The 24,387-nt window shown below is 69.9% G+C and carries 24 protein-coding genes and 1 pseudogene; 11 read left to right on the top strand and 14 right to left on the bottom strand.

The genetic code is table 11. The features are described from left to right. Nucleotides 1-41 precede the first annotated feature (41 nt). Entirely contained in the window at nt 42-1,466 is a 1,425-nt protein-coding gene (locus tag ACIBEI_RS06725) for a glucoamylase family protein (protein WP_398885763.1), read from the top strand. Nucleotides 1,467-1,557: 91 nt separating this feature from the next. Here the strand turns inward: ACIBEI_RS06725 and ACIBEI_RS06720 are convergent, their stop codons facing one another. Both ACIBEI_RS06720 and ACIBEI_RS06715 read right to left on the bottom strand, forming a co-directional pair. Continuing rightward, nucleotides 1,558-2,094: a DUF4240 domain-containing protein gene (locus ACIBEI_RS06720; protein WP_398885761.1), complete on the bottom strand. Its 537-nt coding sequence runs from the start codon at nt 2,092-2,094 to the stop codon at nt 1,558-1,560. 93 nt (nt 2,095-2,187) lie between these two features. Beyond that, complete coding sequence (locus tag ACIBEI_RS06715) at nt 2,188-3,390, bottom strand: erythromycin esterase family protein (RefSeq protein ID WP_398885759.1); 1,203 nt, start codon at nt 3,388-3,390, stop codon at nt 2,188-2,190. A gap of 58 nt (nt 3,391-3,448) precedes the next feature. Between ACIBEI_RS06715 and ACIBEI_RS06710 the strand changes: the two genes are divergently transcribed. Further along, the gene (locus ACIBEI_RS06710) at nt 3,449-4,195 is read left to right on the top strand and encodes a TioE family transcriptional regulator (protein ID WP_398885757.1); all 747 of its coding nucleotides are present in this window, start codon (nt 3,449-3,451) and stop codon (nt 4,193-4,195) included. A 108-nt stretch (nt 4,196-4,303) separates the two neighbouring features. On the opposite strand, the pseudogene ACIBEI_RS06705 reads toward ACIBEI_RS06710, so the two are convergent. After that, nucleotides 4,304-5,323 (bottom strand): annotated as a pseudogene (locus ACIBEI_RS06705) (aldo/keto reductase). A gap of 154 nt (nt 5,324-5,477) precedes the next feature. Between ACIBEI_RS06705 and ACIBEI_RS06700 the strand changes: the two are divergent. Both ACIBEI_RS06700 and ACIBEI_RS06695 read left to right on the top strand, forming a co-directional pair. Then, complete coding sequence (locus ACIBEI_RS06700) at nt 5,478-6,068, top strand: TetR/AcrR family transcriptional regulator (protein ID WP_398885755.1); 591 nt, start codon at nt 5,478-5,480, stop codon at nt 6,066-6,068. A gap of 208 nt (nt 6,069-6,276) precedes the next feature. Then, nucleotides 6,277-7,092, top strand: a complete 816-nt coding sequence (locus tag ACIBEI_RS06695; RefSeq protein WP_398885752.1) for a DUF899 domain-containing protein — start codon at nt 6,277-6,279, stop codon at nt 7,090-7,092. Nucleotides 7,093-7,171: 79 nt separating this feature from the next. On the opposite strand, the gene ACIBEI_RS06690 is transcribed toward ACIBEI_RS06695, so the two are convergent. Beyond that, entirely contained in the window at nt 7,172-7,468 is a 297-nt protein-coding gene (locus ACIBEI_RS06690) for a hypothetical protein (RefSeq protein WP_398885750.1), read from the bottom strand. Nucleotides 7,469-7,704: 236 nt separating this feature from the next. Here ACIBEI_RS06690 and ACIBEI_RS06685 point away from each other — a divergent pair, with 236 nt between their 5' ends. Continuing rightward, nucleotides 7,705-8,157, top strand: a complete 453-nt coding sequence (locus ACIBEI_RS06685; protein ID WP_398885748.1) for a DoxX family protein — start codon at nt 7,705-7,707, stop codon at nt 8,155-8,157. Between the two features lie 5 nt (nt 8,158-8,162). On the opposite strand, the gene ACIBEI_RS06680 is transcribed toward ACIBEI_RS06685, so the two are convergent. The 3 genes from ACIBEI_RS06680 to ACIBEI_RS06670 are packed head-to-tail and all read right to left on the bottom strand — an operon-like array spanning nt 8,163 to nt 10,800. After that, nucleotides 8,163-8,822, bottom strand: a complete 660-nt coding sequence (locus tag ACIBEI_RS06680) for a response regulator (RefSeq protein ID WP_398885746.1) — start codon at nt 8,820-8,822, stop codon at nt 8,163-8,165. Continuing rightward, nucleotides 8,819-9,967 (bottom strand): sensor histidine kinase, encoded by a 1,149-nt coding sequence (locus tag ACIBEI_RS06675; protein ID WP_398885744.1) that lies wholly within the window; start codon nt 9,965-9,967, stop codon nt 8,819-8,821. The genes ACIBEI_RS06680 and ACIBEI_RS06675 overlap by 4 nt, the downstream gene beginning before the upstream one ends. Continuing rightward, nucleotides 9,964-10,800: a lysostaphin resistance A-like protein gene (locus tag ACIBEI_RS06670; protein WP_398885742.1), complete on the bottom strand. Its 837-nt coding sequence runs from the start codon at nt 10,798-10,800 to the stop codon at nt 9,964-9,966. The genes ACIBEI_RS06675 and ACIBEI_RS06670 overlap by 4 nt, the downstream gene beginning before the upstream one ends. Before the next feature lie 206 nt (nt 10,801-11,006). On the opposite strand from ACIBEI_RS06670, the gene ACIBEI_RS06665 reads away from it, so the two are divergent. Then, a complete protein-coding gene (locus tag ACIBEI_RS06665; RefSeq protein ID WP_398885740.1) occupies nt 11,007-11,873 on the top strand; it encodes an LLM class flavin-dependent oxidoreductase in 867 nt (288 codons plus the stop codon). Between the two features lie 12 nt (nt 11,874-11,885). On the opposite strand, the gene ACIBEI_RS06660 is transcribed toward ACIBEI_RS06665, so the two are convergent. After that, nucleotides 11,886-12,728: an SDR family oxidoreductase gene (locus ACIBEI_RS06660; RefSeq protein ID WP_398885738.1), complete on the bottom strand. Its 843-nt coding sequence runs from the start codon at nt 12,726-12,728 to the stop codon at nt 11,886-11,888. A gap of 355 nt (nt 12,729-13,083) precedes the next feature. Here ACIBEI_RS06660 and ACIBEI_RS06655 point away from each other — a divergent pair, with 355 nt between their 5' ends. Beyond that, nucleotides 13,084-13,716 carry a DUF1707 domain-containing protein gene (locus ACIBEI_RS06655; RefSeq protein WP_398885736.1) on the top strand — a complete coding sequence of 211 codons (633 nt, stop codon included), beginning with the start codon at nt 13,084-13,086 and terminating at the stop codon, nt 13,714-13,716. 86 nt (nt 13,717-13,802) lie between these two features. Here ACIBEI_RS06655 and ACIBEI_RS06650 read toward each other — a convergent pair whose 3' ends face one another. Then, the gene (locus ACIBEI_RS06650) at nt 13,803-14,768 is read right to left on the bottom strand and encodes a LysR family transcriptional regulator (RefSeq protein WP_398885734.1); all 966 of its coding nucleotides are present in this window, start codon (nt 14,766-14,768) and stop codon (nt 13,803-13,805) included. 123 nt (nt 14,769-14,891) lie between these two features. Between ACIBEI_RS06650 and ACIBEI_RS06645 the strand changes: the two genes are divergently transcribed. The 4 genes from ACIBEI_RS06645 (at nt 14,892) to ACIBEI_RS06630 (ending at nt 18,619) form a co-directional block, all read left to right on the top strand. Next, on the top strand, nt 14,892-16,139 hold the full coding sequence (locus tag ACIBEI_RS06645) for an MFS transporter (RefSeq protein WP_398885733.1): 1,248 nt from the start codon (nt 14,892-14,894) through the stop codon (nt 16,137-16,139). Between the two features lie 217 nt (nt 16,140-16,356). Beyond that, complete coding sequence (locus ACIBEI_RS06640; RefSeq protein WP_398885732.1) at nt 16,357-17,094, top strand: hypothetical protein; 738 nt, start codon at nt 16,357-16,359, stop codon at nt 17,092-17,094. A gap of 222 nt (nt 17,095-17,316) precedes the next feature. Then, nucleotides 17,317-17,808 carry a hypothetical protein gene (locus ACIBEI_RS06635; protein WP_398885730.1) on the top strand — a complete coding sequence of 164 codons (492 nt, stop codon included), beginning with the start codon at nt 17,317-17,319 and terminating at the stop codon, nt 17,806-17,808. Nucleotides 17,809-18,481: 673 nt separating this feature from the next. Then, entirely contained in the window at nt 18,482-18,619 is a 138-nt protein-coding gene (locus tag ACIBEI_RS06630) for a hypothetical protein (RefSeq protein ID WP_398885728.1), read from the top strand. Nucleotides 18,620-18,764: 145 nt separating this feature from the next. Here the strand turns inward: ACIBEI_RS06630 and ACIBEI_RS06625 are convergent, their stop codons facing one another. The 5 genes from ACIBEI_RS06625 to ACIBEI_RS06605 form a co-directional block, all read right to left on the bottom strand. Further along, entirely contained in the window at nt 18,765-19,085 is a 321-nt protein-coding gene (locus ACIBEI_RS06625; RefSeq protein ID WP_398886321.1) for a hypothetical protein, read from the bottom strand. A gap of 141 nt (nt 19,086-19,226) precedes the next feature. Beyond that, on the bottom strand, nt 19,227-20,228 hold the full coding sequence (locus tag ACIBEI_RS06620; RefSeq protein WP_398885726.1) for a hypothetical protein: 1,002 nt from the start codon (nt 20,226-20,228) through the stop codon (nt 19,227-19,229). A gap of 66 nt (nt 20,229-20,294) precedes the next feature. Continuing rightward, the gene (locus ACIBEI_RS06615) at nt 20,295-21,602 is read right to left on the bottom strand and encodes a transporter (RefSeq protein WP_398885724.1); all 1,308 of its coding nucleotides are present in this window, start codon (nt 21,600-21,602) and stop codon (nt 20,295-20,297) included. Between the two features lie 3 nt (nt 21,603-21,605). Then, a complete protein-coding gene (locus ACIBEI_RS06610; protein ID WP_398885722.1) occupies nt 21,606-22,205 on the bottom strand; it encodes a hypothetical protein in 600 nt (199 codons plus the stop codon). Next, a complete protein-coding gene (locus tag ACIBEI_RS06605; RefSeq protein ID WP_398885720.1) occupies nt 22,202-24,331 on the bottom strand; it encodes a hydantoinase/oxoprolinase family protein in 2,130 nt (709 codons plus the stop codon). Before ACIBEI_RS06605 ends, ACIBEI_RS06610 begins: the two co-directional genes overlap by 4 nt. Between the last annotated feature and the right edge of the window lie 56 nt (nt 24,332-24,387).

Here is a 24,387-nt window from a genome sequence, read left to right as displayed (position 1 = left end):
TTTCGCCTGACTGCCCACAACAGCACAGGAGCCAGAGCCGCATGAACCGTCGTAGCTTCCTCACCGCCGCCGCAACCACTGCCGCGGCCACCTGCGCAACGTCCCTCACCGCCACCGCGGCCAACGCCACCCCAGCCGTACGAACCGACGCCGAACGCCGTCTGCTGCGCGACTGGTTCGTCGCGACGCACCGATCGATGGAGGCCATGACGACCGAACTCGGCCTGGCCGCCGACAAGATCGACGTCAGCGGGAGCGGCACGCCGGTGCCGTCCGCGCAGACCTCGCCGACCAACATCGGCTGCGGTCTGTGGTCCACCGTCGCGGCCGCCGGACTCGGTGTCATCTCCGCCGCCACCATGCGCCGGCGGCTGGCGCGCACGGTCGCCGCCGTGGAACGCCTGGAGCGAGCGCATGGCTTCTGGTTCAACTGGTATGACGCGCACGACGGTTCACTGCTGACGGCCTGGCCGGAGACCGGCGACCCCCTGCGTCCGTTCCTGTCCAGCGTCGACAACGCGTGGCTGGTGACGGGCCTGCGCATCGCCGCGCACGCGGACCCCGGTCTGCGCCCCCGCGTCGCCGCCCTCCTCGCCGACGCCGACTGGTCGTACTACTACACCCCCTTCGATCCGGCCGACCCGGTCGCCGGCCCCGGACAACTGCGCGGCGGCTTCTGGCCGGACAAGCCGGGCAAGGGCGAACCCACCGGCCACCACTACGGCGCCCTCAACACCGAGCCCCGTATGGCCAGTTACCTCGGCATCGCCGACGGCTCACTGCCCACCGAGCACTACTGGCACCTGATGCGCACCCTGCTCCCGGGCATGGGCCAGGAACAGGAACCGCAGGGCGAGTACGTCGAGATCGACGGCGTACGAGTCTGGGAGGGCCACTACACCTACCGTGGCCGGAAACTCGTCCCCACCTGGGGCGGCTCCATGTTCGAGGCGTTGATGGTCCCGCTGTTCGTGCCCGAATCGGAGTGGTCCCCACGTTCCTGGGGCACGACCCACCGACGTTACGTCCGCAGTCAGATCGAACACGGCCTGATCGAGGAGGAGTACGGCTACTGGGGCTTCTCCCCGGCCTCGATTCCCGCCGGCGGCTACCGCGAGTACGGGGTCGACGCGATAGGCATGCAGGAGGACGGCTACAACTCCCTGGGCGTCGTCACCCCGCACGCCTCCTTCCTCGCCCTGCCCCAGGCCCCGGCCGAGGTCCTCTCCAACCTCCGCGCCCTCGACCGCACCCTCGGCGCCTACGACGACCGCTACGGCTTCCGCGACTCCGTCGACGTCACCACCGGCCGCGTAAGCGACTTCGTCCTCGCCCTCGACCAAGGCATGATTACCGCAGCCATCACCCAACACCTGCACCCGGGCCTGCTCCAGACACCGTTCCGCACGGCGGGCTTCCACACCCGCGTACGCCCACTGCTGGGCAAGGAGCGGTTCTCCCTCTAGCCGGCGGAGGGGGCATCGCCGCCAGGCCATGAGCGGATCCCTGGGGGCCTGCCTCCGCTGCTCGACCTGGCCTCGGGACTGCGATTTCCGCTTACTCAAGGTGCAGAGCTGCCAGGCGTGGCAGTCGGCGAGACATCTCGCCTTGGTCGTCGAAGTTGAAGTCCCAAGCCAGGTCCAGATTCGGGTATCGGATGGTGAACGCGTCGTCAGGGAGTTCCTTGCCGGTCGCCGTGATGTGTGCGTTCCAGACGATGGTCAGGGTCTCCTCACAATTGAGATCGATTCCGGCGGCCGCGGAAGCTTGCACGATGGGCATTTCCGCGAGGGCATCGGGGTCAGCCACTATGCGCTCGAAGACCTCGCGTCCCTGCGCGATCAACCAGCCACGGAAGTAGTCGAAGCCGTCGTCGGAGCACCCGCCGTTGACCACGTATGCAGCGGCCCACAGAGGATTCGTGTAGGAGTCGGCCATCAGGTTCCACAACACCTGCTGAGCGGCAACGATCTCCTCGGCCGGGTGTGTGGCCAGCAGCGAGGTTGCGCGGCGGGCAACCTCTTCGACGTCGTCCGGGGTGGGTGCCTGGCTGCGGGCTGCCTCGATGAGCTGCCAGAGCTGCTGTGTGTTCATGGCGCCAGAGCATGCCAGGAGGCACTGACACCGCACCGGAGTAGAGGGACACCGCCCTACCCGTCCGCCGCATCGCCGATCGTGTGAGTGGCGCTAGCTCCGCAAGACATCCTTCACGAACACAATGCCATCGCTGTTCACCAGGTGGGCCGGGTCGAACGTGGCGTAGCCGAACCAGGGGGAGACGCGGGGTGTGGGGAGTGTGTCGCCGAGGGCGGTGGTCAGGCGTGGGGGGTTGATGACGCAGCGGTCGTCCGGGAGTTCGTAGAGGAGGCCTTCGAGGGTGTCCGGTGGTGGGGTGTCCACTCCCTGGTGGCGGATCGTGCCGAGGGCCGTGGCCACGAAGGCGTACTCCTTGCCGAGTTGGGCGCTCACCAGGGCGCCGGCGCTCCACCACTCCACCCGGCCCTGCCACATCTGCATGGAGCTCTTCTCCCGCTGGAGATGGGAGTTCTGGGCGTGGACGAGGGCTGGTCCCCGGGCGGCGACGGCCAGGAGGTTGTGGGACATCATCAGGTCCCGCAGCGCGCAGAGCCGTGTCATGCGGGCAGGTGAGGTGTCCGCCATCCAGTGGTGGTAGCGCAGGAGGCCGGTCGCGGTGCGGCCGTACAGGCGCGCCCGGTCCAAGTCCTCCCGTGAGGTCGCCGTGATCAGGTGCGGTGTCTGTGCGTCCAGCAGCGCCACCAGATCGTCGGCGAGCAGCCGGAGCCGGCCGGCATCGGACGACTGCCCCACGGACTGGGACGGGTCCATCATCGCGGCGGGATCGGTCCACCGGTCGTCGGTGCCGAGCAGGCCGTCGAGGGTTTCCGCGGTGCAGGGGAGCAGGTCCGCGTCCACCTGGGCCGTGAGGTAGGAGTGGAGTGCGGTGAGGGCCCGCCGGGGGCTCGCGGCGGCGGTGATCTCCAGCGGGCCGTCGAAACCGGCGAAGCGGACCTGCTCGGACGCGGGCCGGCCCTCGTTGTGGGCGCGCATCCAGCGCACGAGTTCGCGGTTGGCCGCCGACGCGCCCCAGCCGTGGCTGAATCCGTGCTCCATCACGTCGTCGAGAGTGCCCTTGCCCGAGGTGACGTAGTCGTCCACGACCAGGCCCATCAGGCAGTCGCTCTCAATCGCGATCGTCCGGTAGCCCTCCTGCTCGACAAGCTGCCGGAAGAGTTCGTTGCGCAGGTCGAGGAGAGTGTCCTCGCCGTGGGTGGGCTCGCCCAGCGCGAGTAGGCGAGGGCGGGTCGGAAGCAGCCTCATGACTGCGGAAGCGTCGAAGGCGTGGACGGCGTCCTTGATGTCAGTAGCCATGCCTTCAACGGTATCGTTGAACCTACAGTTGAAACTTTCGCGCGATGTCGGCAGGACCATGGGACGAAACCTTCAAAACGGTGAGCGGCTCAGGCCGGTTGATCTCGCGCGCGGGCACGGTCTGTCCACGCAGGCGGTCAGGAACTACGAGGAGGCGGGCATCCTTCCGGCCGCGGACCGCACACCCAATGGCTACCGGACCTATACCTCGCTGCACGCGGGGGCCCTGCGCGCGTTTCTCGCCCTGGTGCCCGGCCACGGCCATCAGACGGCGACGTCGATCATGCGGGCCGTGAACCAGGGCGCGATCGATGAGGCGTTCCGTCTTATCGACGAGAGCCACGCCCAACTCCTCGACGACCGGCGGACTCTCCAGGCCGTGGAGAGCGCCCTCCGCGACCTGGAGTCCACCACCGGGTACGGGAGCGTTGCGGCTGCTGCGCCCGACGCGAGTTCCGGACCCGACAGGTTCATCGGGCCGCTGGCGGAAGAGCTCGGGATCCGGCCCGCGACCCTGCGCAAATGGGAGCGCGCCGGGCTCGTGCGCCCGCGCCGCGACGCGCTGACCGGGTACCGCGTCTACGACGAGTCCGACGTACGGGATGCCCGGCTGGCCCACCAACTCAGGCGCGGTGGCTACCTGTTGGAGCAGATCGCCCCGCTGATCGCCCAGGTGCGGTCGGCCGGCGGGCTGGAGCCGCTGGAGGCCGCACTGTCCGACTGGCGAGGCCGGGTATCGGCCCGCGGACGGGCGATGCTGACCGGGGCCGCCGAGTTGGAGGCGTACCTCCGCGAGCGCGGATGAGACTCCGGACCCGGCCGACGAGAACAAGGGCCACCGGGCGGATCGGGGAGCCGGAACGAGTAACGGCTGTCTGATGTGGACGTGGGCGCGCTGTGGCGGGCCGGGCCGTCAGCGGCGTCGCAGTGCCGGGTCGAGCAGGGCCGGCGGAGTGTCGTTCTTCTCGTGTGCTGCCAGGTCGACACCGGGAGCGACGATGGTGTCGATGGCGTCCAGCACGTCGGCGGAGAGCACGGTGTCGGCGGCGGCGAGCTGCGAGCGCAGGTGGTCCAGTGTGCGGGGACCGATGAGCGCGCTGGTCACGGCCGGGTGCGCGGTCACGAATCCGAGCGCGAGCTGGATCATGGTCAGGCCGGCCTCGTCGGCGACTTCGGCCAGCTGCTCGACGGCGTCGAGCCTCGCCCGGTTGGCGGGGATCGCGGTGTCGAAGCGCTGCGGCATGAACGCCGAGCGGCTGGTGGTGATGTCCCAGCCCTCGCGGATCGCCCCCGACAGCCAGCCCGAGGCCAGCGGGCTCCACGCCAGTACCGCGAGACCGTACTCCTCGGTCACGGGCAGGACATGGGTCTCGATCCCGCGCTGCAGGATCGAGTAGCTGGGCTGTTCGGAGACGTAACGGCTCAGGCGGTGCTCGCGCGCGGCCCACTGTGCCTGCACGATGCGGTACGCCGGGAAGGTCGAGGAGCCGAAGTAACGGATCTTTCCCGCGCGTTGCAGGTCGGTCAGGGCCGACAGCGTCTCCTCGTCACTGGTGGCCGGGTCCCACCGGTGGATCTGTTAGAGATCGACGTGATCGACACCGAGACGGCGCAGGCTGTTGTCCAGCTCGGTGACCAGCCAGCGGCGCGAGCTGCCCTGATGGTTGCGCTCGTCGCCCATCGGCAGGGTCGCCTTCGTGGCCAGCACGATGTCGTCGCGGCGGCCGGCGATGGCCTTGCCGACCATCTCCTCGGACTCGCCGCCGCTGTACGCGTCGGCCGTGTCGATGACATTGATCCCACCCGCGAGAGCGGCGTCGACGACAGCGGTGACCTCGTCCTGCGTGGTGCGCCCGATCCTGCCGAAGTTCATCGCGCCGAGCGCGAGGGAGCTGACCTGCACACCGGTGCGGCCCAAGGTGCGGTACTGCATGACCGTGATCCTCCATTGCGGGTGAAGTGTGGTGTGTCACTGCATGGCTTGGTTGTCGGGCCCCTGCTCTGGCATCATGAGCAAACGGAACCTCGTTCCGGAACGATATGGAACGCTGTTCCGTTTGGCGAGCTCGACGGTGGAGGATGGCGCGGTGAACGACAGCGACGAGGGCGCGGGGCGCGCGGCCCAGTCCAAGCGCAAGGACGCCCGGCGCAACAAGGAGACCCTGCTCGACGCGGCCGCCGCGGTCTTCGTCACGTCGGGAGTGGAAGCACCGGTACGTGACATCGCGGCCGAGGCCGGCGTCGGGCTGGGCACGATCTACCGCCACTTCCCGACCAGGGCGGATCTCGTCATCGCCGTCTACCGCCATCAGGTCGACGCCTGTGCCGAGGCGGGCCCGGCCCTGCTGGCCACCAGCCCGACACCTCACGCCGCCCTCGGACAGTGGGTCGGCCTCTTCGTCGACTTCCTGGTCACCAAGCACGGACTCGCGGCCGCGCTGCAGACCGACAACGCCGGCTTCGAAACGCTGCACTCCTACTTCCTGGACCGCCTCCTGCCGGTGTGCACCCAGCTCCTCGACGCTGCCGCCGCCTCCGGAGAGATCCGCTCCGACCTCACCGCCTACCAACTCATGCGCGGCGTCGGAAACCTCTGCATCGGCGCCGACAGCGATTCCCGCTACGACGCACGCCGACTGGTCGAGCTCCTCGTCGCGGGCCTGCGCCAACCGGGCTGACCTCGGCACCCGTGTACGGGGCCCTCTCGTTCATCGCCGGGCGCGCGTCTGTGAAGTTGCCGGCCCGGAGGGATCCGTGCAGGCTCGGCCGAGGAGCCCCCTGCCGCGATGAGTTTCGGCGGGGTCGCGAGTCTGTTCTGGTGAGCACCGTAGACGTCGTGGAGACGTCGTACGACACTGCCCGGCACGAGACACCACGGAGGACACCATGACGACCACGCCCGGCCACGCGAGCAGCGACCTTCCCGGCAAGCCACCGGTCGTCGACCTCGCCACCTGGCAGGCCGCCCGTGACGAACTACTGGTCCGCGAGAAGGCGCACACCCGTGAGGGCGACGCGATCGCCGCTGCCCGTCGTCGCCTGCCGATGGTCGAACTGGACGGGACGGTCGAGGTCGTCGGAGCCGACGGCCCGGTCCCGTTCCTGGACCTGTTCCAGGGGCGCGACGAGCTCGTGGTGTACCAGCACATGTGGTACGACGGCGCTCCGCATCAGGGGCAGTGCGAGGGCTGCACCACCACGGCGTGGCACATGAAGGACGCCGTCTACCTCAACGCCCGGGGTGTCTCGTACGCCGTCCTGACTTCGGGTCCGTGGGACGAGGTCGCCGCCTACGTCGAGTTCATGGGTTACACCCAGCCCTGGTACTCGGTACGGGGAGTGGAGGCGCCGGTCGGCGGAGACATGGGGTACATCTCCTGCTTCCTGCGCGACGGTGACCGTGTGTTCCTCACCTACTCCACGACGGGCCGCGGCAACGAGCCGGTCAACGGCTCCCTCAGCCTGCTCGACATGACGCCCTACGGCCGCGGCGAGGCGTGGGAGGACAACCCCGAAGGCCGGTCCGCGATCGGCGATGTCCGCGAGGGACACCCGTCCGTGGGCCAACAGGCCTGCTGGTACTGGCGCTCGGACGCAGACGGCATCGCCACCTGGGGCCCGACCAGCCGACCCGTGCCGCAGTGGACCCGCCCCGGCGCGACCCCGGTGGAGACCCTCGGCCGCCAGGGCCACCACCACTGACGGGTGCGATGAGGCGGGCGCCCCGGCCACTCTCTCGTGGTCGGGGCGCGGCAGCAGGCGCGTCAACTGGCGGGCTGTGTCACTGGAGCGAGTCGCTGCGAGCCGGCTCCTGCCGGTGCTCGTGGTGCTCGTGCTGCTCGTTCCAGAGCTCGGCGAGTTCGCCGAGTGCGCTGTTGGAGCGGCCGAGCTCCAGGAGCAGGTAGACGCTGGCTCCGGCGAACGGAATCCACTCACCCCATTTGAAGATGAGAACCGGCATGTACAGCAGGCCGGCCAGGACAAAGAACTTGATGAAGATCTCGGCCGTGTACGTCTGCTTGCGGCCGACTACGACATGCTCCCCGCGGCCTTGGGTCCACTGCAGGCGCGATCTCATGGCTACTCCCTATGGGCTCCGGATGGACATCATGCCGTCTGCCACTTGGTGAGTGCCAGTGCGAGATGGGGGCGGTTCAGGCCTTGGCGCAGGCGACGGCGATCACGGTGGACAGAGACATCGGAACCCGTTTGAACCGGGAGCGCTCCGGACACGTACGGTCAACTGGGGGCTTCTACCGGCATCCTGTGGTTCATCGCCCCCTGATTCCGTTGTGACACTTTCGAGGAGTACCCATGACCACCACTCCGCGCCTCGGAGACTGGCTGACGACGCGCCAGCCGTTCGTGCTGGGCTTGTTCCGTATGGTCCTTGGCCTGTTGTTCGCCAGCGAGGGCGCTGCCACGGTCTTCGGGGTGCTGGACCGCAAGGCCAGTCCGACGGGCGACTGGCCCTTCTGGTACGCCGGGGTGATCGAGTTGGTGTGCGGTGTCCTCGTTCTCCTCGGGGTCGCGACCCGCAGCGCGGCGTTCATCAGCTCGGGCATCATGGCGTTCGCGTACTTCACGGAGCACCAGCAGGACGGCCTCTTCCCCTTGCAGAACGGGGGACTTGCACCGGTGCTCTTCTGCTGGGGATTCCTGCTCATCGTGTTCTCCGGCCCCGGTGCCTTCGCCCTCGCGGGACTGGTCGGCCGCGGAAGCGGCGCGCGTACCGTCGCCGGCCCGATGACCGGACAGGCCCGGTAGCGAAGTCAGGTCACCAGGCCCTGGCGGTAGGCGTAGACGACGGCCTGGACGCGGTCGCGGAGGTTGAGTTTGGCGAGGATGCGGGAGACGAAGGTCTTGACGGTCTCCGGGCTGATCACGAGGGTCGCGGCGATCTCGCTGTTGGAGAGGCCGTTGGCGATGAGCCGAAGGACCTCCAGCTCGCGAGGGGTCAGCGGGATGTCGTGGGGGCCGCTCTCGGCGGGGCGGATGCGGGCGGCGTACCTGCCCACGAGCCGACGCGTCACCTCGGGGTCCAGCAGCGCCGCGCCCGTGCCCACCGTCCGGATCCCGTGGAGCAGTTGGGCCGGCGGCGCGTCCTTCAGCAGGAACCCACTGGCCCCCGCGCGCAGCGCCTCGTAGACGTACTCGTCCAGGTTGAACGTGGTCACCACGAGCACCTTGACGGGATGCGGCACCCCGGCGCCGGCCAGCAGGCGGGTGGCCTCGATGCCGTCCAGCACCGGCATGCGTACGTCCATCACCACGACATCGGGGTGCACCTGGGCGGCGAGGTCGACCGCGGCCTGTCCGTCTCCGCACTCGCCCGCCACCTCGAGGTCGGGCTGGGCGTCGATGATCGTCACCAGCCCGGTACGGATCAGCACCTGGTCGTCGCAGACCAGGACCCGGATCGGTGCGGTCACGACGGGCTCCCCGCGGGTATCCGCGCCCGTACGACGAAGCCACCGGCCTTCCGCGTGCCCGCGCTGAAGTCGCCGCCCAGGACGTCCACCCGTTCGCGGAGACCGGCCAGGCCCCGCCCGCTCCCGCCCGGGGACCCGGCCCGCGAGCCGGAACCGTCCGTACTGACCTCCACGGTGATCTCCCTTTCGGCATGGCGCACTTGGACCGAAGTGCGGCTGCCGTGAGCGTATTTGAGGGCGTTGGTCAGGGCCTCCTGCACGACCCGGTAGGCCACGAGGTCGGCGCTGCCGGTCGACTCCGCCGGTGTGCCCTCCTCGGTGAACTCCACCGGCTGACCGGCCCGGCGCGTCTGCTCCACGAGTGTCAGCAGTCTGCCGACGGACGGCGTTCTGGCCTCGGTGCCGTGGTCGGGGTTGAGCAGGTCGAGCAGGTGGCGCAGGTCGGTGATGGCCCGACGGCCGGTGTCGGAGACAGCGGTCAGTGTCTCGTCGAGCCGATCGGGTGAGGCGGTCAGATAGCGCGCCGCCTCGGCCTGCACGACCATCGCCGTCACATGATGGGTCACGACGTCGTGCAACTCACTGGCGATGCGGGTGCGTTCGGCGGTACGGGTGTCCTCGGCGATACGGCTCCGGCGTTCGGCATCCGCGACCCGGGTGGAGCGCAGCCACGCCCCGAAACCCCACGCGAGGACCATCGCCAGATAGAACGTCACGAACCCGCTCGGCGGCTCGCCCGAATCGAGCAGGAGGAGCGCGACCGCCAGCGGCACGTACGCCACGGAGAAGGCGATCGCGGCGGTACGCCGGTGCCGTTCCAGGTGGGCCCCCACGCTCAGCAGTGCGATCGGCAGCGCGGTGCCCGCGAACGAGTGGTAGCCGCGGATCTGGTCGATGGCGAAGCCGACCGACACCAGGGCGAGACAGACGACCGGCCACCGCCGTCGCACGGCGAGCGGGAAGCATTCGAGGGCGACCGCCACGAAGGCCAGTACGTCGAAGGGGCGGTGCGGGAGGTTCCCGATCTGCGTGCCGTAGAACCCCGGCAGGAACGACGCGGCGAGGCACAGCAACCCGATCGGGAGATCCCGGACCGTGACGTCGGACCGGTGCCACCACTCCGGGGCCCGCCGAAGACTGATCATCGGGGGAGTGTAGCGGTGGTGTCGGTCCGCTCGGCGCGTCGGCGCCGGGGCACCACATGGCCGCGCCGACGGGCCAGCCACATGAACGCGATCGTCGCCAGTACGCAGAACAGCACCGAGTACACGCTGCCCTCCGGGCCGAAGTCGCCGCCGGTGAGCAGCTTCGGGCCCGACATCGTGGAGTCTAGCAGTCCCTGAGGTGTGTCGTTGCCCGAGACCTCGGTGCTGAAGATGCCGGACGCGGCGAAGTTCCAGCCGAAGTGCAGACCGATCGGCACCCACAGCTTGCGGGTGGCGACGTACGCGGCGGTGAGCATGCCGCCGGCCTCGATGGCGATGGCGGTGGCTCCCCACAGGCTGGCGTTCGGGTTGAGCAGATGCGACAGGCCGAACAGCGCACCGGTCAGCACCAGCGCGATCCAGCTGCCGATGCGTTCCTCGGTGATGCGGAACAGGACGCCGCGGAAGAGCAGTTCCTCCGTCACCGCGGCGGCGGCCATGAAGCCGAACAGCCCCACCGCGCCCGACACCGAGCCCACGCCGTCGACCTCGTAGTGCCCGGAGGTGAAGAGGTTCACCATGACGGCCCCGAACAGCGCGGCACCGATCAGTGTTCCGCGGCCTGTCGCGGCCGGGGCGCCTTCCAGAGCCACTTCCGTGGTCGGCCGGTGCTCGGTCCGCCGTACCACCCACCCGTAGACCAGCACCGCGAGCACGGCCGTCGGGACGCCGATGGCCAGTTGGAGCCAGGGGCTGTCCTCCGCGGCGGCAAGCCCCTGCCCGCCGATGAAGGCGACCGCCGCGACGGCCAAGAATTGCCATACCAGTCTCATGAGAACTCCTACGCCGGAGCCGCGGCCGGAGTGCCGCGGGCTGTGTAGAAAGCTATGGATCCGGCGACCCGGAATCGTCACCGCTCGGTGGACACCTGCGCGTAGCTCTCTCGGGGGACAGGGCGTACCGGCCCGCCAGAACAGGGCGCAGCATCCAGCCAGGTTTTTCGGTTGCCGGTCCCGGTGCCGTGCAGCACGATGCGGGGATGCGCTTCTCGGTGAACATTCCGAACTTCGGTGACTTCGCCGATCCCAGGACCGTGGCGAAGGTGGCCGCGGCGGCCGAACAGGCAGGGTGGGACGGGCTGTTCGTCTGGGATCACGTTCTGCACCGCAAGCACGGCGACAGGCCGTTCGGGGACCCCTGGATGCTGCTGACCGCCGCCGCCCTGGCGACGTCCCGGATCAGACTGGGCACGCTGGTCACCCCCGTCGCCCGGCGGCGCCCACAGCAACTCGCCCGCCAGGTGGCCACCTTGGACGCCGTGAGCGGCGGCCGCGTCACCTTCGCCGCGGGGCTGGGCGGGCCCGTCGAGGACGAGTACGCGAGTTTCGGCGACACCACCGACCCGAAGGTACTGGCCGAGCGGCTGGACGAGGGCCTGGACCTGCTCCGGCGCTACTGGTCGGGCAAGCCGGTGAACCACGACGGACGGCACTACCAGGTACGGGACGTGACCTTGCTGCCCGCCACGGTGCAGCGCCCCCGGCCGCCGGTCTGGGTCGCGGGCTTCTGGCCGAACCGCCCGCCGATGCGCCGGGCCGCCCGCTGGGACGGCGTGGTCCCGCTGTTCACCGAGGCCAGGCACGGCCACGTACCGCCCGTCGATCAGGTCCACGACCTGGTCGCCTACGTCCGCAAGCAGCGCGAGGACCGGTCCGGCACCCCGTTCGAGATCGTCCTCGGCGGTGCCACACCGGGCGACGACGCGGCCAGGACCCGCGACCTGATCGGCCCCTTGGCCGAAGCGGGGGCCACCTGGTGGGACGAGCGGCAGATCCAGACCAGCGAAACACTGGACCGGCTCACACCGGTGCTGCGCCGCATCGAACAGGGCCCGCCGGTCCTGTAGTGCGTCGTGCGTCTACTGGACGTCGAGGAACTCTCCGGCTCCACGCAGCCGTGTGCGGAGGATTTTCTGGGTGGCGCCGCTGTCCAGGCGGATGTCGAGGGCACCGGGCGTGACGGTGTCGGCCCGGCGCCCGGCGGGCAGCCGGGCCGCGTCGAGTCCGTCGCGTCGGGCGATGAGTACGCCGAGTTCATGGCGGCTGAAGGCGTCGGCTCCGGCCAGGTGGAACATCCCGGCCCGGTCCGACACCGCGAGCTCCAGCAGCGCGGAAGCCAGGTCTTCGACATGGACCGGGCAGCGGATGTCGTCGGTGAACAGGACGCCGTCGCGTGTGCCGTCGGCCAGGGCGTGGACCAGGCGCTCGTGCACGGACGCCCGGGACCCGCCGTGTCCGATGATCAACGACGTACGGGCGACCGCGGCGGTCGGCGCCATGAGCCGCACCGCGGTCTCGGCGGTGGCCTTGGCCGCGCCGTACGGGGTGAGCGGATCGGGCAGGCAGGTCTCGTCGTAGTGAATCCGGGAACCGGAGAACACGGCGTCGCTGGAGACGTGGACCAGGCGGCAACCGCGTCGCATCGCGGCCATCGCCACGCGGATCGAGCCGTCGGCGGTGACCGCCCAGTCGCTTCCTCCGCTCGTTGCGTCGATGACGGCACTGGGGGCCACCGCGGCCAGTACCTCGTCGATGTGCCCGGGGGAGCGAAGATCGAGCCGGTGCCACGAGGCTCCGGCATCTCCGGCAATGCCGGCGGGGCTGGAACAGTACGTCGCGGCCGTTTCCCAGCCCGCGGCTGTCGCCTGGCGCACCAGTTCAGTGCCGAGAAACCCGCTGCCGCCGATGATCAGGACCTTCATGGCGCCCCACGGTAACGGGACTCGGATGAGCGCCGCCCTGAAGGAACAGGCCACGGTGAAGGGGGACGGCTCCCTTGGGCCCGGGCGACTTCCCCCGGAGACCGCGCGCGCCGGGGACGAGTGTGGCACCGTGGACCCCAGGCCCGGCCCGTCACTTCCCCCCGTAGTGGCGGGTCGGGTCTCTCGCACGTCCCACGGTCTCTGGGCGAGTGCCCTGATGTGTTGGTGGCGGCGCGGTGGCGTCACTTGCAGATGGGTCCGAGGTCCGGGGTTCGTGTCGCGATATAGCGTTAGTCTTCAACGTGCGCCGCTGCCCGCGTCGCGCGCAGACGTTCGACTGGACCAGGACGGAAGCATGCCGGGAGAGATTTCGCCCACCGGGAAGCACTCCGACTCGTCGCCCGAGTTGCGAGCCTCTCACGCGGACCGGGACCGGGTGGTGGATGTGCTGCGTATCGCGGCGGGGGACGGCCTGCTGACCGCGGACGAGTTGGACGAGCGCCTGGAAGCCGCCCTGTCGGCGCGGACCCTGAGTGAACTGGCCACGCTCACCGCTGACTTGCCGCCCGTATCGGCCGCGGCCGGTACGACCGTGGCCGAGGTCAAGGACGTCGTCCGGATCGAACAGGTCCACAGCGGCGCGATCGAGCGCGTGGGACGCTGGGTAGTACCGCGGAGGATGGAGCTCGCGGTGACGTTCTGCCATGTGACACTCGACTTCACTGACGCCGTGATCACGCACGACACCTTGCGGATCGACGTGGCCATGACGGGGAAGACCCTGACGCTGGTCACGAGGCCGGGCGTCGAGGTCGATACCGATGGGCTGCAGCTGGTGCACAGCAGGGTCAAGTACCGGCAGACTCCGACGAATTCTGACGCGCCGGTCACTCTGCGAGTGGAGCTGGTCGGGCAGAAAGCTCACGGCCGCGTGGTGGTGCGGCCCCGGCGTCGGACGCTCGGGCAACGGCTGCTGCGCAGGTCCTAGTCCGATCCTGCAGTCGATCGACTCCACCGCCGCCAACTGTTGAGCGACCAGGTACGGGTGGGCCATGGCGGTGTGCGCCCTCGGCGTCAGGTGTGTTCGACGGGTGGTCCGTCGCCTCGGCGTGGTGTCGTTGCCCAGGAGGGGCGCCAGACGTTCTCGGGGAGCGGTGCCAGGCTTCCGAAGTGGTTGATGATCGCCCGGAGCCCTGGGTGTGGGTTCTCGCGGGGGAGGATGAGCGAGAGCGGGTAGGCGAGCGTCGGATTCACGATCGGGATGCGGCGCAGGTCGTGGTTGGTCGGCCAGATGTACCGGTCGCGCGAGCCGACGAGGGTTGCCACGTCCGCGGAGTCCGCGAGGATGTCGAGGAGGACCTCGTTGCCGAAGTTCGGGCCCGTGGCGTCGACGCGGAGGTCGAAGTCGGTGGCGAGCTGATCGTAGAAATCCGCCCACTCGCTCCGTGGCGCGATACCCGGCACCCAGATCCGGTGCCGCCGCAGCTGGGTCGGTGTCAGTGTCCGTGCGGAGGCGAGCGGGTGCCTCGGGCCGACGAGGAGTTCCGACGGGGAGTCGAAGGCGTGGATCATCCGCACGTCGCGCGGCAGCGTGGCCGGGTCGGTGACCGAGCGGAACGAGGCGTCGATATCGCCGGCCTGGACGGCGGCGACCACCAGGCGCGGATCATTCACCCTGAGGGTCACCACGTCGAGGTCGGTTTCGGGATGCGACCGCCAGTAGTCGTGCAGGACGACGGCCTGCGCGGATCGCAGGCCGAGAACGTCGATCCGAAGCGCCCGCGAACCCGGTCTGATCGCGGTGATCGCGCGATCGACACCCGTGACGATGCTCCGGGCGTGCGGGAGGAAGGCCTGGCCGTCGAGTGTCAGCTCGACCCCCCGGGCGGTGCGGGTGAACAACCGGACGTCGAGTACGCGCTCAAGGGCCGCGATCCGCTTCGACACGGCCTGTTGCGTTACGCCCAGCTCGTCGGCCGCGTGTTGCAGCTGCCCGAGCTCGGCCGCGCGGACGAACGATCGCACCGCCTCGGTATCCATTGGTCGAGCATAGACGTGCCCAACCGATGGTTGTGGCTTGCCCGGGAGCCGGTTGTTTGATTCCGCGCCGGAGCGTCCGGTGTGATTCAGCGATCCGAACATCGGTTGTCGCGAGGGAGACGCATGCGCGTGCAGTTGGGGCGCGGTTTCGGTTGGCTGTGGTCGGCCTACGCCGTGAGTACATACGGTACGTGGCTTGCCTTCGGCGCGTTCCCGCTGATCGCGGTCCAAGTGCTGCACTCGTCGGCATTCGCCGTGTCGCTGCTGGAGGCGGCCGGGCTTGCCGTCGCGGCGATCGTCGCGTTCTCGCTCGGGCCGTGGGTCGAGCAGCGGGCCAAGCGTCCGGTGATGATCGCGATGGACCTGATCCGGTTCGTCGCGGTGGCGAGCATCCCGATCGCGTACGTCCTCGACTTGCTCTCGTACGGCCAACTGCTGGTTGTCTCGGTCATCTCCGGAACCGCGAGCATCGCCTTCTCCGCTGCCTCGGGCGCGTATCTGAAGTACCTCCTCCGTGGCGATCAACTCCTCGTGGCGAACGGGAGATTCGAGGGCACGAGCTGGGCGGCGACCGCGGCGGGCCCGCCCCTCGGCGGTGCGCTCATAGGGTTGCTCGGCCCGGTCGTCACGGTCATGGCCGACGCCCTCAGCTACCTGCTCTCCGCGCTGGGTGTCCTCCGTATCCGGGGAGGCGACATCGCGGCACCCCGCGACCGGGCCGCCAGATTGCGCGGAGCCGACCTTCTCCGCGGCTGGCGGTTCATCCTCCGCGACCGCGCACTGAGGCGCCTGTTCCTCAACTCGATCCTGGTCGGCGGCCTCATCATGGCCACCGCCCCGCTCCTGTCCGTCCTCCTGCTGGGCCAATACCACTTCCCGGCCTGGCAATACGGTCTCGCCTTCGGCATACCGGCACTCGGCGGCTTCGTGGGCGCCCGCCTCTCCGCACGCCTCGTGGCCCGCTACGGCCGATACCGGATCATGATCGTCTCCGGCTGGCTGCGATCGTTCTTCCCGCTCGGTCTCGCGTTCGTCCAGCCCGGCCCACTCGGACTCCTCACCGTGATCGTCGTCGAGGGCCTGCTGATCACCTGCATGGGCATCTTCAACCCGATCTACGCGACAGAACGCCTGCAGCGGACCCCTGTGGACCGCACCGCCCAAGTCCTCAGTACCTGGAGCGCCACCAGCAAACTCCTGCAAGCCGCCCTGATGGTGATCTGGGGCATCCTCGCCACACTCACCAGCCCGCTCACCGCGATCACCTTGTCCGGCGTACTCCTACTGGCCACCCCGCTCTTGCTGCCCGGCCGAATACATTTGTCGGCCCCTGATCCCGCTGTGCCGGCCGACGGGGCCCGGGCTGTATGACCCACCTCGGCGCCGTGCGTGCGTGCCGTGCGTACGCGCCGTGCCTGAGACGGCCGTGGGCGAGAACCCTGGGTCGACCGGAGGGCGGTAGAGTCCGCACGTGCGTTGATCTTCCGGGCGGCGGCCATGCGCCGCCGCAGACGGTGTGGGTGACCCCGACGAGTTCCGGGTCGCCCGGCCCCGGCCTGCCCGTCGTCCCAACACGGGAGATCACGCGATGACTGCTCAACAGCCCATCACCTACAACGCGTTCGTCGAACTCGCCACCAATGATTCAGCTGTCGTCGGCCTTGTCCTCAAGGGTTCCCGAGCCCACGAAGGCATGACCACTGAGAGCTCCGACCACGACCTGTACGTCGTCCTCGCAGACGGCGCGACGACGGCCCTCACCCGGTTCACGGGGCACCGCACCCCAGAGCTTGACCTCGTCATCCTCTCCCTCGCCGAGTTCCGCGCCGCCGGAATGCCCGGCTTCGAGCGGTACGCCCTGGCCCGCGCGCGGATCGTGCTCGACCAGCTCGACGGAGGCATCGCCCGGATCCTGGCCGGCAAGGCACGGCTCGACACCGATGAGGCCTTCCGTGAGGCCGGCGAGTGGCTCGACGCCTACGCCAACTCCCTCTACCGCTCGGTCAAGAACGCCCGCGACGGACATGCGCTCGCGGCCCGACTCGACGCCACCGACAGCATCCGGTTTCTGCTGGAGCTGCTCTTCGCCCTCGACCGTCGCCCCCGCCCCTACAACAAGTACCTGGAATGGGAGCTTGCCCGATTCCCGCTGCCAGGCTGGGACACCGGCATGCTGCTCGACGCTGTGGACCACATCTCGGGAACGGGCGACGTGTCCACACAGCGTCGTCTCTTCGCCCAGGTCGAGGCAGTGGCCCGCCGGGCCGGGCACAGCGCGGTGCTGGACTCATGGGGTGAGGACTTGGCTCTCATGCGACCGCGGTAGGAGCGCACTGCGGGGAGATCCCACACCGCCACTTCGGCCGTCTGCGGAATTCGCAGCGGGCTCCGGCGGCATCGCTGGGGGGGCATCCACCCGCCGGCTGCCGAGCGTTGGCCGCTGTGGTCTTCAACTCGTCGAGTCCGCCGAGCAGCGCCGACGGGAGATCCGGAGGCCGAGCCGATATGGGAGTGCGAACCGGCCCAGGGGCATGTCACAGTCACTGCCGTGACCTTGATGGACGTCCTCGTCGCCTTCGCCCGCACCGGCCGGATCGGGCCTCTCCACTGCGGAATGCCCCTGACCGAGGCTGAGGACCTCCTCGGTCGAGGGCGTCCGCACCCCGCCATCCTCATGAAGGGGCCCGACATCGACGGCTACCCGTACTCCTGGGGCAGGCTGGAGCTGGTTGTCACCCGGCGGGCGGTCAGCGGCATCGGGATCAACCTCTGGCCCGGCTCGACCGTCAAGCTTCCCGATCTCATCCTCCCCGACTCGGAGTCGTACGAGGCCACCGTACTCAGCGAGGAATTGGTCGCAGCCCTGGACATCGCAGGCTGCGAGCATCACGTCAACGACACCCTGACATTCGGCCGGCAGTCCAGCATCCTCACCCGGCCCGCTGACGTCTGCGCGGTCTTCAGTCTCCCCGGCAGGGACAACCACGTGCCTCACCCGGACCGTCACTACCTCGACGTGATGCACAAGCACACGGCTTGACATCGCTGATTCCAGGACTGGCACACCGGCCACGGAGGGCACAGCTCGTGGCGGGCGTCTCGGCACGGGTGCTGGAGGACATCGTCCTCCCCTCCAACCACGGCATGGTGTCGGCCATGGCCAGGTGCAAGGGTGTGTCGGTCCGGCGTAGCCGGTGGTGTACTGCGATACATGCCGTCCATGGACGAAGAACGGGAAGTGCTGAAGACGGGGGTCTTCCTCGCGGTGTTCTCGTCGGCGCTGCTCGTGGGGGTCGGGCTCTTCTGGGGATTTCCGTGGCAGATGTCGCTGCTGCTTGTCGTCGTCTCGGTCGCCATCGCCGGCCTGATCTCCGGGATGACGCTGGCTGATGTGCGAAGCGCCGCACGTCGGAAGGCGTTGACTCACGGAGCTCTCGCCACGTGGGCCGGCCGCAACGAGGGGCGCTTCGGCACCAGCGCGGCGGCGTTCACCTGCGACGCCCAGGGGTGGGAAGTGCCGGCAAGTCCCCGATTCCGCGGTGAGCTGCTTGCCGTGGGCCGCCCGCGGAGCGTTGAGGTGGGCGTCGCCTGCTCTGTCGAGGACATGGGCGAGGCGGGAACGGCAATCACGGTCGTCCTGGTCCGTCTGCCTGGGCCGGCCGGCCGCACGGCTGAGTCGTCGGGAGATACGTCGGCTTGGTCTGCCGCACGGCGTGGATTCGGTGGAGACGGGCGACCGCGAACTGCGCGTGCGGTACGAGGGCTGGCCGCACTCGCCTTCGGCGGTGGACGTGCTGGTCGACGCGGCCGTTCACCTGGCGGCGAACCCGCACGATGTCGGCGGCGCGTGACGCGTGACGTGGTGGCCGTCGGGCGGTGCCTGCGTGCGGGAACCTCAGCGCCGGGTACCGCCCCGCGTCCCGTGACCGGCGATCGGCGTGGTCTCGCAGTTGCCGTGCTCAGTGCCCAGTGCCCAGTGCGACCCCTCGCCGTGCCCTACGCGGTGTCAGGACCGTCGAGGAACCCGAGCAGCACGGCGGCCTCCGCGCGGAGGCGTGCGGCTCGGTCGGCGTGCGCGGGTGCGGTCAGCTGCTCCGCGGCCTCCAGCCGTTCGGCGGCCTCGGCGCGCACGACATCCATCACGCCGCGCTCGCTCAGCTCACACCGCACCGCTTCGGTGGCGCCGGCACCGACCGGTGACTGTTCAAGGGCCACGCCGCGCAGGTCGGCTTCGTCCACGGGCGCCGCCTCGGCGTTGTCCAGCGCGGCGAGTGTCGACCGCAGGGCGCTCACCGCGGCCTTGTCACGGGCACGCATCGCTTCCGGCAGTGCTTGACGCATTCGAAGACGTACAGACATGCCGGTGACCATATGGCGGGCGCCCCTGGACCCACAACGCGATATACGACGTGCGGCACCGGACGTGCCGCCGAGCCGGGGCGCCCCCGCTCGGCGGGTCTAGCCCCGGGCCACCGCGATGGCCCCCGAGAGCCTCTCTCCCGCCTCGTAGATCATGTACGGGACGCCGCCGTCGGTGCCGAAGGAGGGTGCCGCGGCGCGCCCGTTCTCCGGAGCGGTGCCGCGCGAGTTGTAGAAGACGCCGAGGTGGGTGCGCTTGCTGAAGTCGTTGCCGACCTCGGTGATCATGATGTCGCCGCCGCTCTCCTTGTCCTTGTTGTAGACGACGTAGGTGCTGTTGTTGCGGTAGAGAAGGTGCGGGCCGCCGACGTTGACGGCGCCGACGTCGCCGTGCCGGATCAGCGGCTGCTGGTCGTAGCTCCAGGTGCGGCCGTCGGCGGACCAACCCCAGTGGATGTCACGGTGGTTGGTGGTGTTGTTGAGCATGAAGACCATCACGTAGCGGGCGCCGCGTGAGGGCAGGTCGTGGCGGAAGACCCGGGCGTACGACGTCTCGTTGGTGCCTGCCGGGAGCATGGATGTCGACAGCACGACCTTGTCGTACGTGAAGTGGATCCCGTCGGCCGAGCGGGCGAGGCGAGTCGTGGTGTTCTCTCCGTGGAAGTACAGCCAGAACTCCTTGGCGTCCGCGTTCCACAGCACGTGGGGGGACGAGACATGGCTGACGGAGTAATGCGGGGACCACTTGTTGGAGACGATCGGGTTCGACGGGTACTCCGTGAACGGCCCTTCCAGCGAGTTGCCGTAGGCCAGGCAGATTCCACCGGGCGCGTCGTGCGGCGCGTAGTACAGGTAGTAGCGGCCGAGCGGGGTGCTCAGCTTGTCGTAGACGCCTCTGATGCAGGGGAAGATGATCTCGCCGGTGGGGTTGTACTTCAGCTGAGACGGCGTCAGAAGGGTGCGTACATAGGTGTAGTTGGGGAATCCGCCGGGTGCTGCGGCTGAGGGCTGCGCGCCCACGGTCGTCCCGACGGCGAAGGCCGCTCCGGTGGCCGCGGTCGCGCGCAGGAAGAGGCGTCGGTCGAGGTGTTGCTCCTGCATGGTGGCTCCAATGACAGAAGGGTGGCAGAAGGTGTGTGGCTCGGCGGGCCCGGGCGGGGCCAGGGCTCAGAGGTAGGTGGCTGCGGTCACGCACAGGCCGCCGAGGGCGACCGCCCAGACGTATGGCAGGGTGCGCACCATGACTTGCTGGGGAGAGACCCCCGCGTACTGGGCGCTCCACACGGTCTGTGTGCTGGTGGGGTCGGCGACGCCGAAGACCTGGTTGTACGAGGTGGCCATGCCGAGGACGGCGACCGCGGGGTAGATGCCGGCGGCGATGAGGACGCCGGCGATGCCCGCGCCGAGCCCGAACACGTTGAGGGGGCCGCGGTAGAGGCACAGTGGGACGAGGAGTGTGAAGACGAGGACGAACACCACGGGGTTGTGCGGGCTGACGGCCTTGACGAGCGGTTCGAGCGCGTCGACGGCGCCGGGCAGTTTCACGGCCGCGAGTAGGACGCCGATGGAGATGAACAGGACGAGCGGCGGGGCGGCCACCTCGAAGCCGCCGTACAGGGTGCGCAGCAGCCGCTTGTTCATCGCGCCGGGCCGCGTCGTGGTGACCAGCGCGTACAGGACGCCCGCCAACAGCGAGGGGATGATGGCGAGTTCGAAGCCCAGGGCGAGAACGAGCGGGACGGCGGGGGCGAGCAGCGCGTACCAGGGCGCGTCACCCAGCTCCTCGCGTCGTGAACGAGGCTTCGCGTCGGAGGAGCCGGAGGAGCCGGGGCAGTCAACGGACTTGAGCGACCAGGCGTGCTCGGTGCCCCGCCTCCGTGTCTCCACGAAGACGAACGCGAGGGCGGCGGCCAGTGCGAACGGGAAGAGCTTCACCATGAAGCCGCGCACGGTCGGGATGGGCAGCTCCAGCGCGGTGGAGAAGAACTGCCACAGTGGCAGCTCGAAGGGGATGCCCACGGCGATGCCCATCAGGATCGTGCCCGCGGCGGTCACCTTGGGAACGCCGACGGCGATCATGGCGTGGATGCCGATGATGCCGGCCAGCATGGCGGCGGGCGCCGAGCCGGTCACCGTACCGACGAGTGCGGACACGGCCAGGACGCCGAGGGCCACCACGGTCGGGCGGTCACCGCCGAACTCGACGATCTTGCGGACGAGCGTGCCGGCGATGCCCGTCTCGTCGAGGAGCTTCCCCAGCCAGGACCCCAGAATGATCGCGATCATGGTGGCGGCCAGGGCCGGCGCGCCTTCCTGAAGGACGGTGTCCAGCACGCTGTTCTTGCCGGTGAACGGCGCCCCGGCGAGAAAGGCGATGGCGACGGCGAGCAGGGCCAGCGCGAAGGCGGTGGGCAGTCTGCGGGTGAGCATCAGGGCGACGCCGGCCGCCATGACGAGAAGGATGACGACACCCATGGGTCACTTCTCTCTTCCGGGCCGGGTGAGTTCCGCGCGAAGCGCGGCGGTGAGGAGCAGGGGGCTGCGACCGAGTCCGCAGACGGTTCGGGCATAGGCGTGCGCGGCGACCTCCTCGGCACCGGCGACATGGCCGGCCACGCGGTGGCGTCCGAGGCGCAGCACGGTGTGGTCGAGCGCCTGCTTGAGCGCGGCCTTCGCGGGGCCGTGGTGGAGATGCGCGTGCACCGCCTCGTGGGCCAGCGCGGCCGCGCGCACCGAGCCCGGCGGGTACCAGGCCCGCCAGCCGCGCGCGTCGACCAACTCCTCGGCGAGGGCGAGTGTGTCGGTGTACAGCTCGACGGTCGGGGGCCGTGACGTGTAGCGGGCGAGCAGCATCCGGTCCACCCCGTCGGACCGCTCGACCACACGCGCGGTGGACTGGACGGGGGCGAGCCGGGACCCGAACTCATCGGCCCTACGGGCCCATTGGCGCAGCAGCTCGCGGTCCCGTCCCTCGTGGGTGGGCGTGGCGGCCAGCAGTCGTACGCCCCATTCAACGTCGTCGACGGACGCGGGATCCACCAACGCCCGGTCACCAGTGGTGAGTTCGGCGGCTGTCATGACCGCACCTCCAGCACCGCGACCACCGGCTCGTCGGCCGCTCGGGCCCGCAACTCGCTGCGGGCCAGCGCCAGTAGAGGCTGCGGGTCGAGGACGCCGGACAGGTCGGCGATGCGGGCGCCGAGCAGCAGCCGCAGGGCGGGAGCGCGGACCCCGCCGTCGCCGTACGAGGTGGACTCGCCCACCAGCCGGGCGAGCACCTCCGGGGCGCCGGCCACGGTGGTGGTCTCCACGTGGGCGTCGGCGGCGTGGTGGCGTACGACGCCGTCCACGTCGACGATCCGTATGGGCCGGCGGGTCGGCCGCAGGCGGCGGTGCGTCTCGGTGCCGTAGACGGTGTGGGCGGAGGTGCCCGCCAGGACGTGGACCGTCGCGGGGTCGGTCTTGAGGCTGGACGCCGCGGCGCGGAGCCGCTCGGTGTCGTCGGCGCGGTGGGACCGGTCCTGGGTGCGGAGTTCGGTGGCGCCGGTCGCGACCGCGCGCACGGTGTTGGTCTGCGGGTCGACGGTGACCTCGACCTCGACGCCCTCGGCGGCGGCGCCCTGGGCGACGACCGCTCGCTCCGCCTCGGCCCGGACGGCGAGGATCTGCTCCTGCGTGGCGCCGGGCACGATCCGCTCGACCTGTTCCCGTACGAGCGCGAGGGCGACGCCGATGGGGCTGATGACCTCGTTGTGGCGGGCGATCCGGCCTTCCATGCCGCTGGTGCCGGCGAGGTGCGGCGTGACGGACGCGGCACCGCCGCCTCCGCCGACGAGGATCGCCGTGTCCTTGTCGAGGCGGTAGTCGCGGATCATGGCATCCACCACCGTCTTCACCTGGGCGATGCCCGCGTCGAGGATCCGCGTCGCCGCGGTCGCGACATCGATGCCGAGATGTGCGGCCAGCGGAGCGATGGCGGCACGTGCGCTCTCGGGATCGCAGCGGGCGAAGTCGCCCTCGGGGACGCGGCCGAGGGTGTTGGCGGCACAGGTCATGGTGACGGCGAACCGGCCGCCCGCCGCGTCGATCACGGCGTAGTCGGCGGGGTCGCCGTCCATGGGCCGGACGGTGTCCACCGTGGCGTCGCGCAGCTGGTCGGGGGAGGCGAAGCAGGCGTACGGCAGCCCCGCGATGTGGGCGCTGCGCGGTCCCACACCTGTCACCCGGCCGCCGCCGATCCGCACCATGGAGCCGCCGCCGACGCCGACCGTGCGCACGTCGAGGGCGCTGAGATACGAGGTCTTGCCGAGGATGGTGGCGTGCCGGACGGCGACCTTGCCGCGGCGTACGACGCTGATGTCGGTCGATGTGCCGCCGGTCTCCAGGAACACGCCCTCGCTCACACGCTCCTGCATCAGAGCGCCCGCGACTCCGGCAGCGGGTCCCGACAGGACCGTCAGGAGCGGCCGGCGGCGCATCTCGTCGAGCGCCATCACACCGCCGTCGCAGCGCATCACCATCAGCGGCGCGGTCACGCCCGCCTTGGTGATGGAGGCGTCGACGAGGTCGGCGGTGGCCAGCATGCGCGGCAGGATCGCCGCGTTGACGACGGCGGTGCGGGTGCGCTTGTGCAGCCCGTACAGCGAGGTGATCTCGTGCGCCGCGGTCATCGGCAGCCCGTACGGCCGTGCCGCCTCCAGGACCGCCTGCTCGCCCTCGGGGCGGTCGACGCTGAACGGCTGGCTGGCGACGAGGACTTGAGCGCCTTCGCTCTTCAGCTCCTCGACCGCGCGGCGGACGTCTGCCGTGTCCTGAGGGTCGGTGACATGCGCGTAGGCGAGCGGAAGCCTTTTGCCGGGGGCGAGTTCGAGTTTGCCGAACGACGCGAGGCGGCGGGTGAGCACCGCCGCGGGACCGGCCCCGATGCCGATCAGCCCGACGGTCGCCACGTCGCCCTCCAGGAGGGCGTTGGTGGCCTGGGTCGTGCCGTGCGCCAGGAAGGCGACGTCGGCGGGGGCAGAGCCTGTCTGCTCCAGGAGCCGGTCGAGCGCCTCGACGATGCCGTGTGCGACGCCGTCCTCGTGATGGTGGCTGGTGGGGACCTTGACCTGCCCCAGGAGTTCGAGGGTCGTGGCGTCCACGGCTACGGCGTCGGTGAAGGTTCCGCCCACGTCGATGCCGACGCGGATGCGGGGTGTGTTCATATCCGTGCACCTCCTTGTGCTGGATCGGTTCGCGCGGGCGGTCGCCGGGCGGGGCG

The organism is Streptomyces sp. NPDC050988, assembly GCF_044456225.1.
In the GTDB taxonomy this organism is placed as follows: domain Bacteria; phylum Actinomycetota; class Actinomycetes; order Streptomycetales; family Streptomycetaceae; genus Streptomyces.
Note: the sequence above shows the minus strand (reverse complement) of the source record. Positions and strands in the feature narration are given on the sequence as shown.

Excerpts from the sequence above, each read along its gene's own strand:
- ACIBEI_RS06715 (WP_398885759.1), bottom strand. The coding sequence starts at position 3,390 with ATGGCTACTGACATCAAGGACGCCGTCCACGCCTTCGACGCTTCCGCA.
- ACIBEI_RS06670 (WP_398885742.1), bottom strand. The coding sequence starts at position 10,800 with ATGAGACTGGTATGGCAATTCTTGGCCGTCGCGGCGGTCGCCTTCATC.
- ACIBEI_RS06650 (WP_398885734.1), bottom strand. The coding sequence starts at position 14,768 with ATGGATACCGAGGCGGTGCGATCGTTCGTCCGCGCGGCCGAGCTCGGG.
- ACIBEI_RS06690 (WP_398885750.1), bottom strand. The coding sequence starts at position 7,468 with ATGAGATCGCGCCTGCAGTGGACCCAAGGCCGCGGGGAGCATGTCGTA.
- ACIBEI_RS06720 (WP_398885761.1), bottom strand. The coding sequence starts at position 2,094 with ATGAACACACAGCAGCTCTGGCAGCTCATCGAGGCAGCCCGCAGCCAG.
- ACIBEI_RS06655 (WP_398885736.1), top strand. The coding sequence starts at position 13,084 with ATGCCGGGAGAGATTTCGCCCACCGGGAAGCACTCCGACTCGTCGCCC.
- ACIBEI_RS06610 (WP_398885722.1), bottom strand. The coding sequence starts at position 22,205 with ATGACAGCCGCCGAACTCACCACTGGTGACCGGGCGTTGGTGGATCCC.
- ACIBEI_RS06710 (WP_398885757.1), top strand. The coding sequence starts at position 3,449 with ATGGGACGAAACCTTCAAAACGGTGAGCGGCTCAGGCCGGTTGATCTC.
- ACIBEI_RS06685 (WP_398885748.1), top strand. The coding sequence starts at position 7,705 with ATGACCACCACTCCGCGCCTCGGAGACTGGCTGACGACGCGCCAGCCG.
- ACIBEI_RS06640 (WP_398885732.1), top strand. The coding sequence starts at position 16,357 with ATGACTGCTCAACAGCCCATCACCTACAACGCGTTCGTCGAACTCGCC.
- ACIBEI_RS06645 (WP_398885733.1), top strand. The coding sequence starts at position 14,892 with ATGCGCGTGCAGTTGGGGCGCGGTTTCGGTTGGCTGTGGTCGGCCTAC.
- ACIBEI_RS06695 (WP_398885752.1), top strand. The coding sequence starts at position 6,277 with ATGACGACCACGCCCGGCCACGCGAGCAGCGACCTTCCCGGCAAGCCA.
- ACIBEI_RS06665 (WP_398885740.1), top strand. The coding sequence starts at position 11,007 with ATGCGCTTCTCGGTGAACATTCCGAACTTCGGTGACTTCGCCGATCCC.
- ACIBEI_RS06605 (WP_398885720.1), bottom strand. The coding sequence starts at position 24,331 with ATGAACACACCCCGCATCCGCGTCGGCATCGACGTGGGCGGAACCTTC.
- ACIBEI_RS06620 (WP_398885726.1), bottom strand. The coding sequence starts at position 20,228 with ATGCAGGAGCAACACCTCGACCGACGCCTCTTCCTGCGCGCGACCGCG.
- ACIBEI_RS06725 (WP_398885763.1), top strand. The coding sequence starts at position 42 with ATGAACCGTCGTAGCTTCCTCACCGCCGCCGCAACCACTGCCGCGGCC.
- ACIBEI_RS06625 (WP_398886321.1), bottom strand. The coding sequence starts at position 19,085 with ATGCGTGCCCGTGACAAGGCCGCGGTGAGCGCCCTGCGGTCGACACTC.
- ACIBEI_RS06675 (WP_398885744.1), bottom strand. The coding sequence starts at position 9,967 with ATGATCAGTCTTCGGCGGGCCCCGGAGTGGTGGCACCGGTCCGACGTC.
- ACIBEI_RS06615 (WP_398885724.1), bottom strand. The coding sequence starts at position 21,602 with ATGGGTGTCGTCATCCTTCTCGTCATGGCGGCCGGCGTCGCCCTGATG.
- ACIBEI_RS06660 (WP_398885738.1), bottom strand. The coding sequence starts at position 12,728 with ATGAAGGTCCTGATCATCGGCGGCAGCGGGTTTCTCGGCACTGAACTG.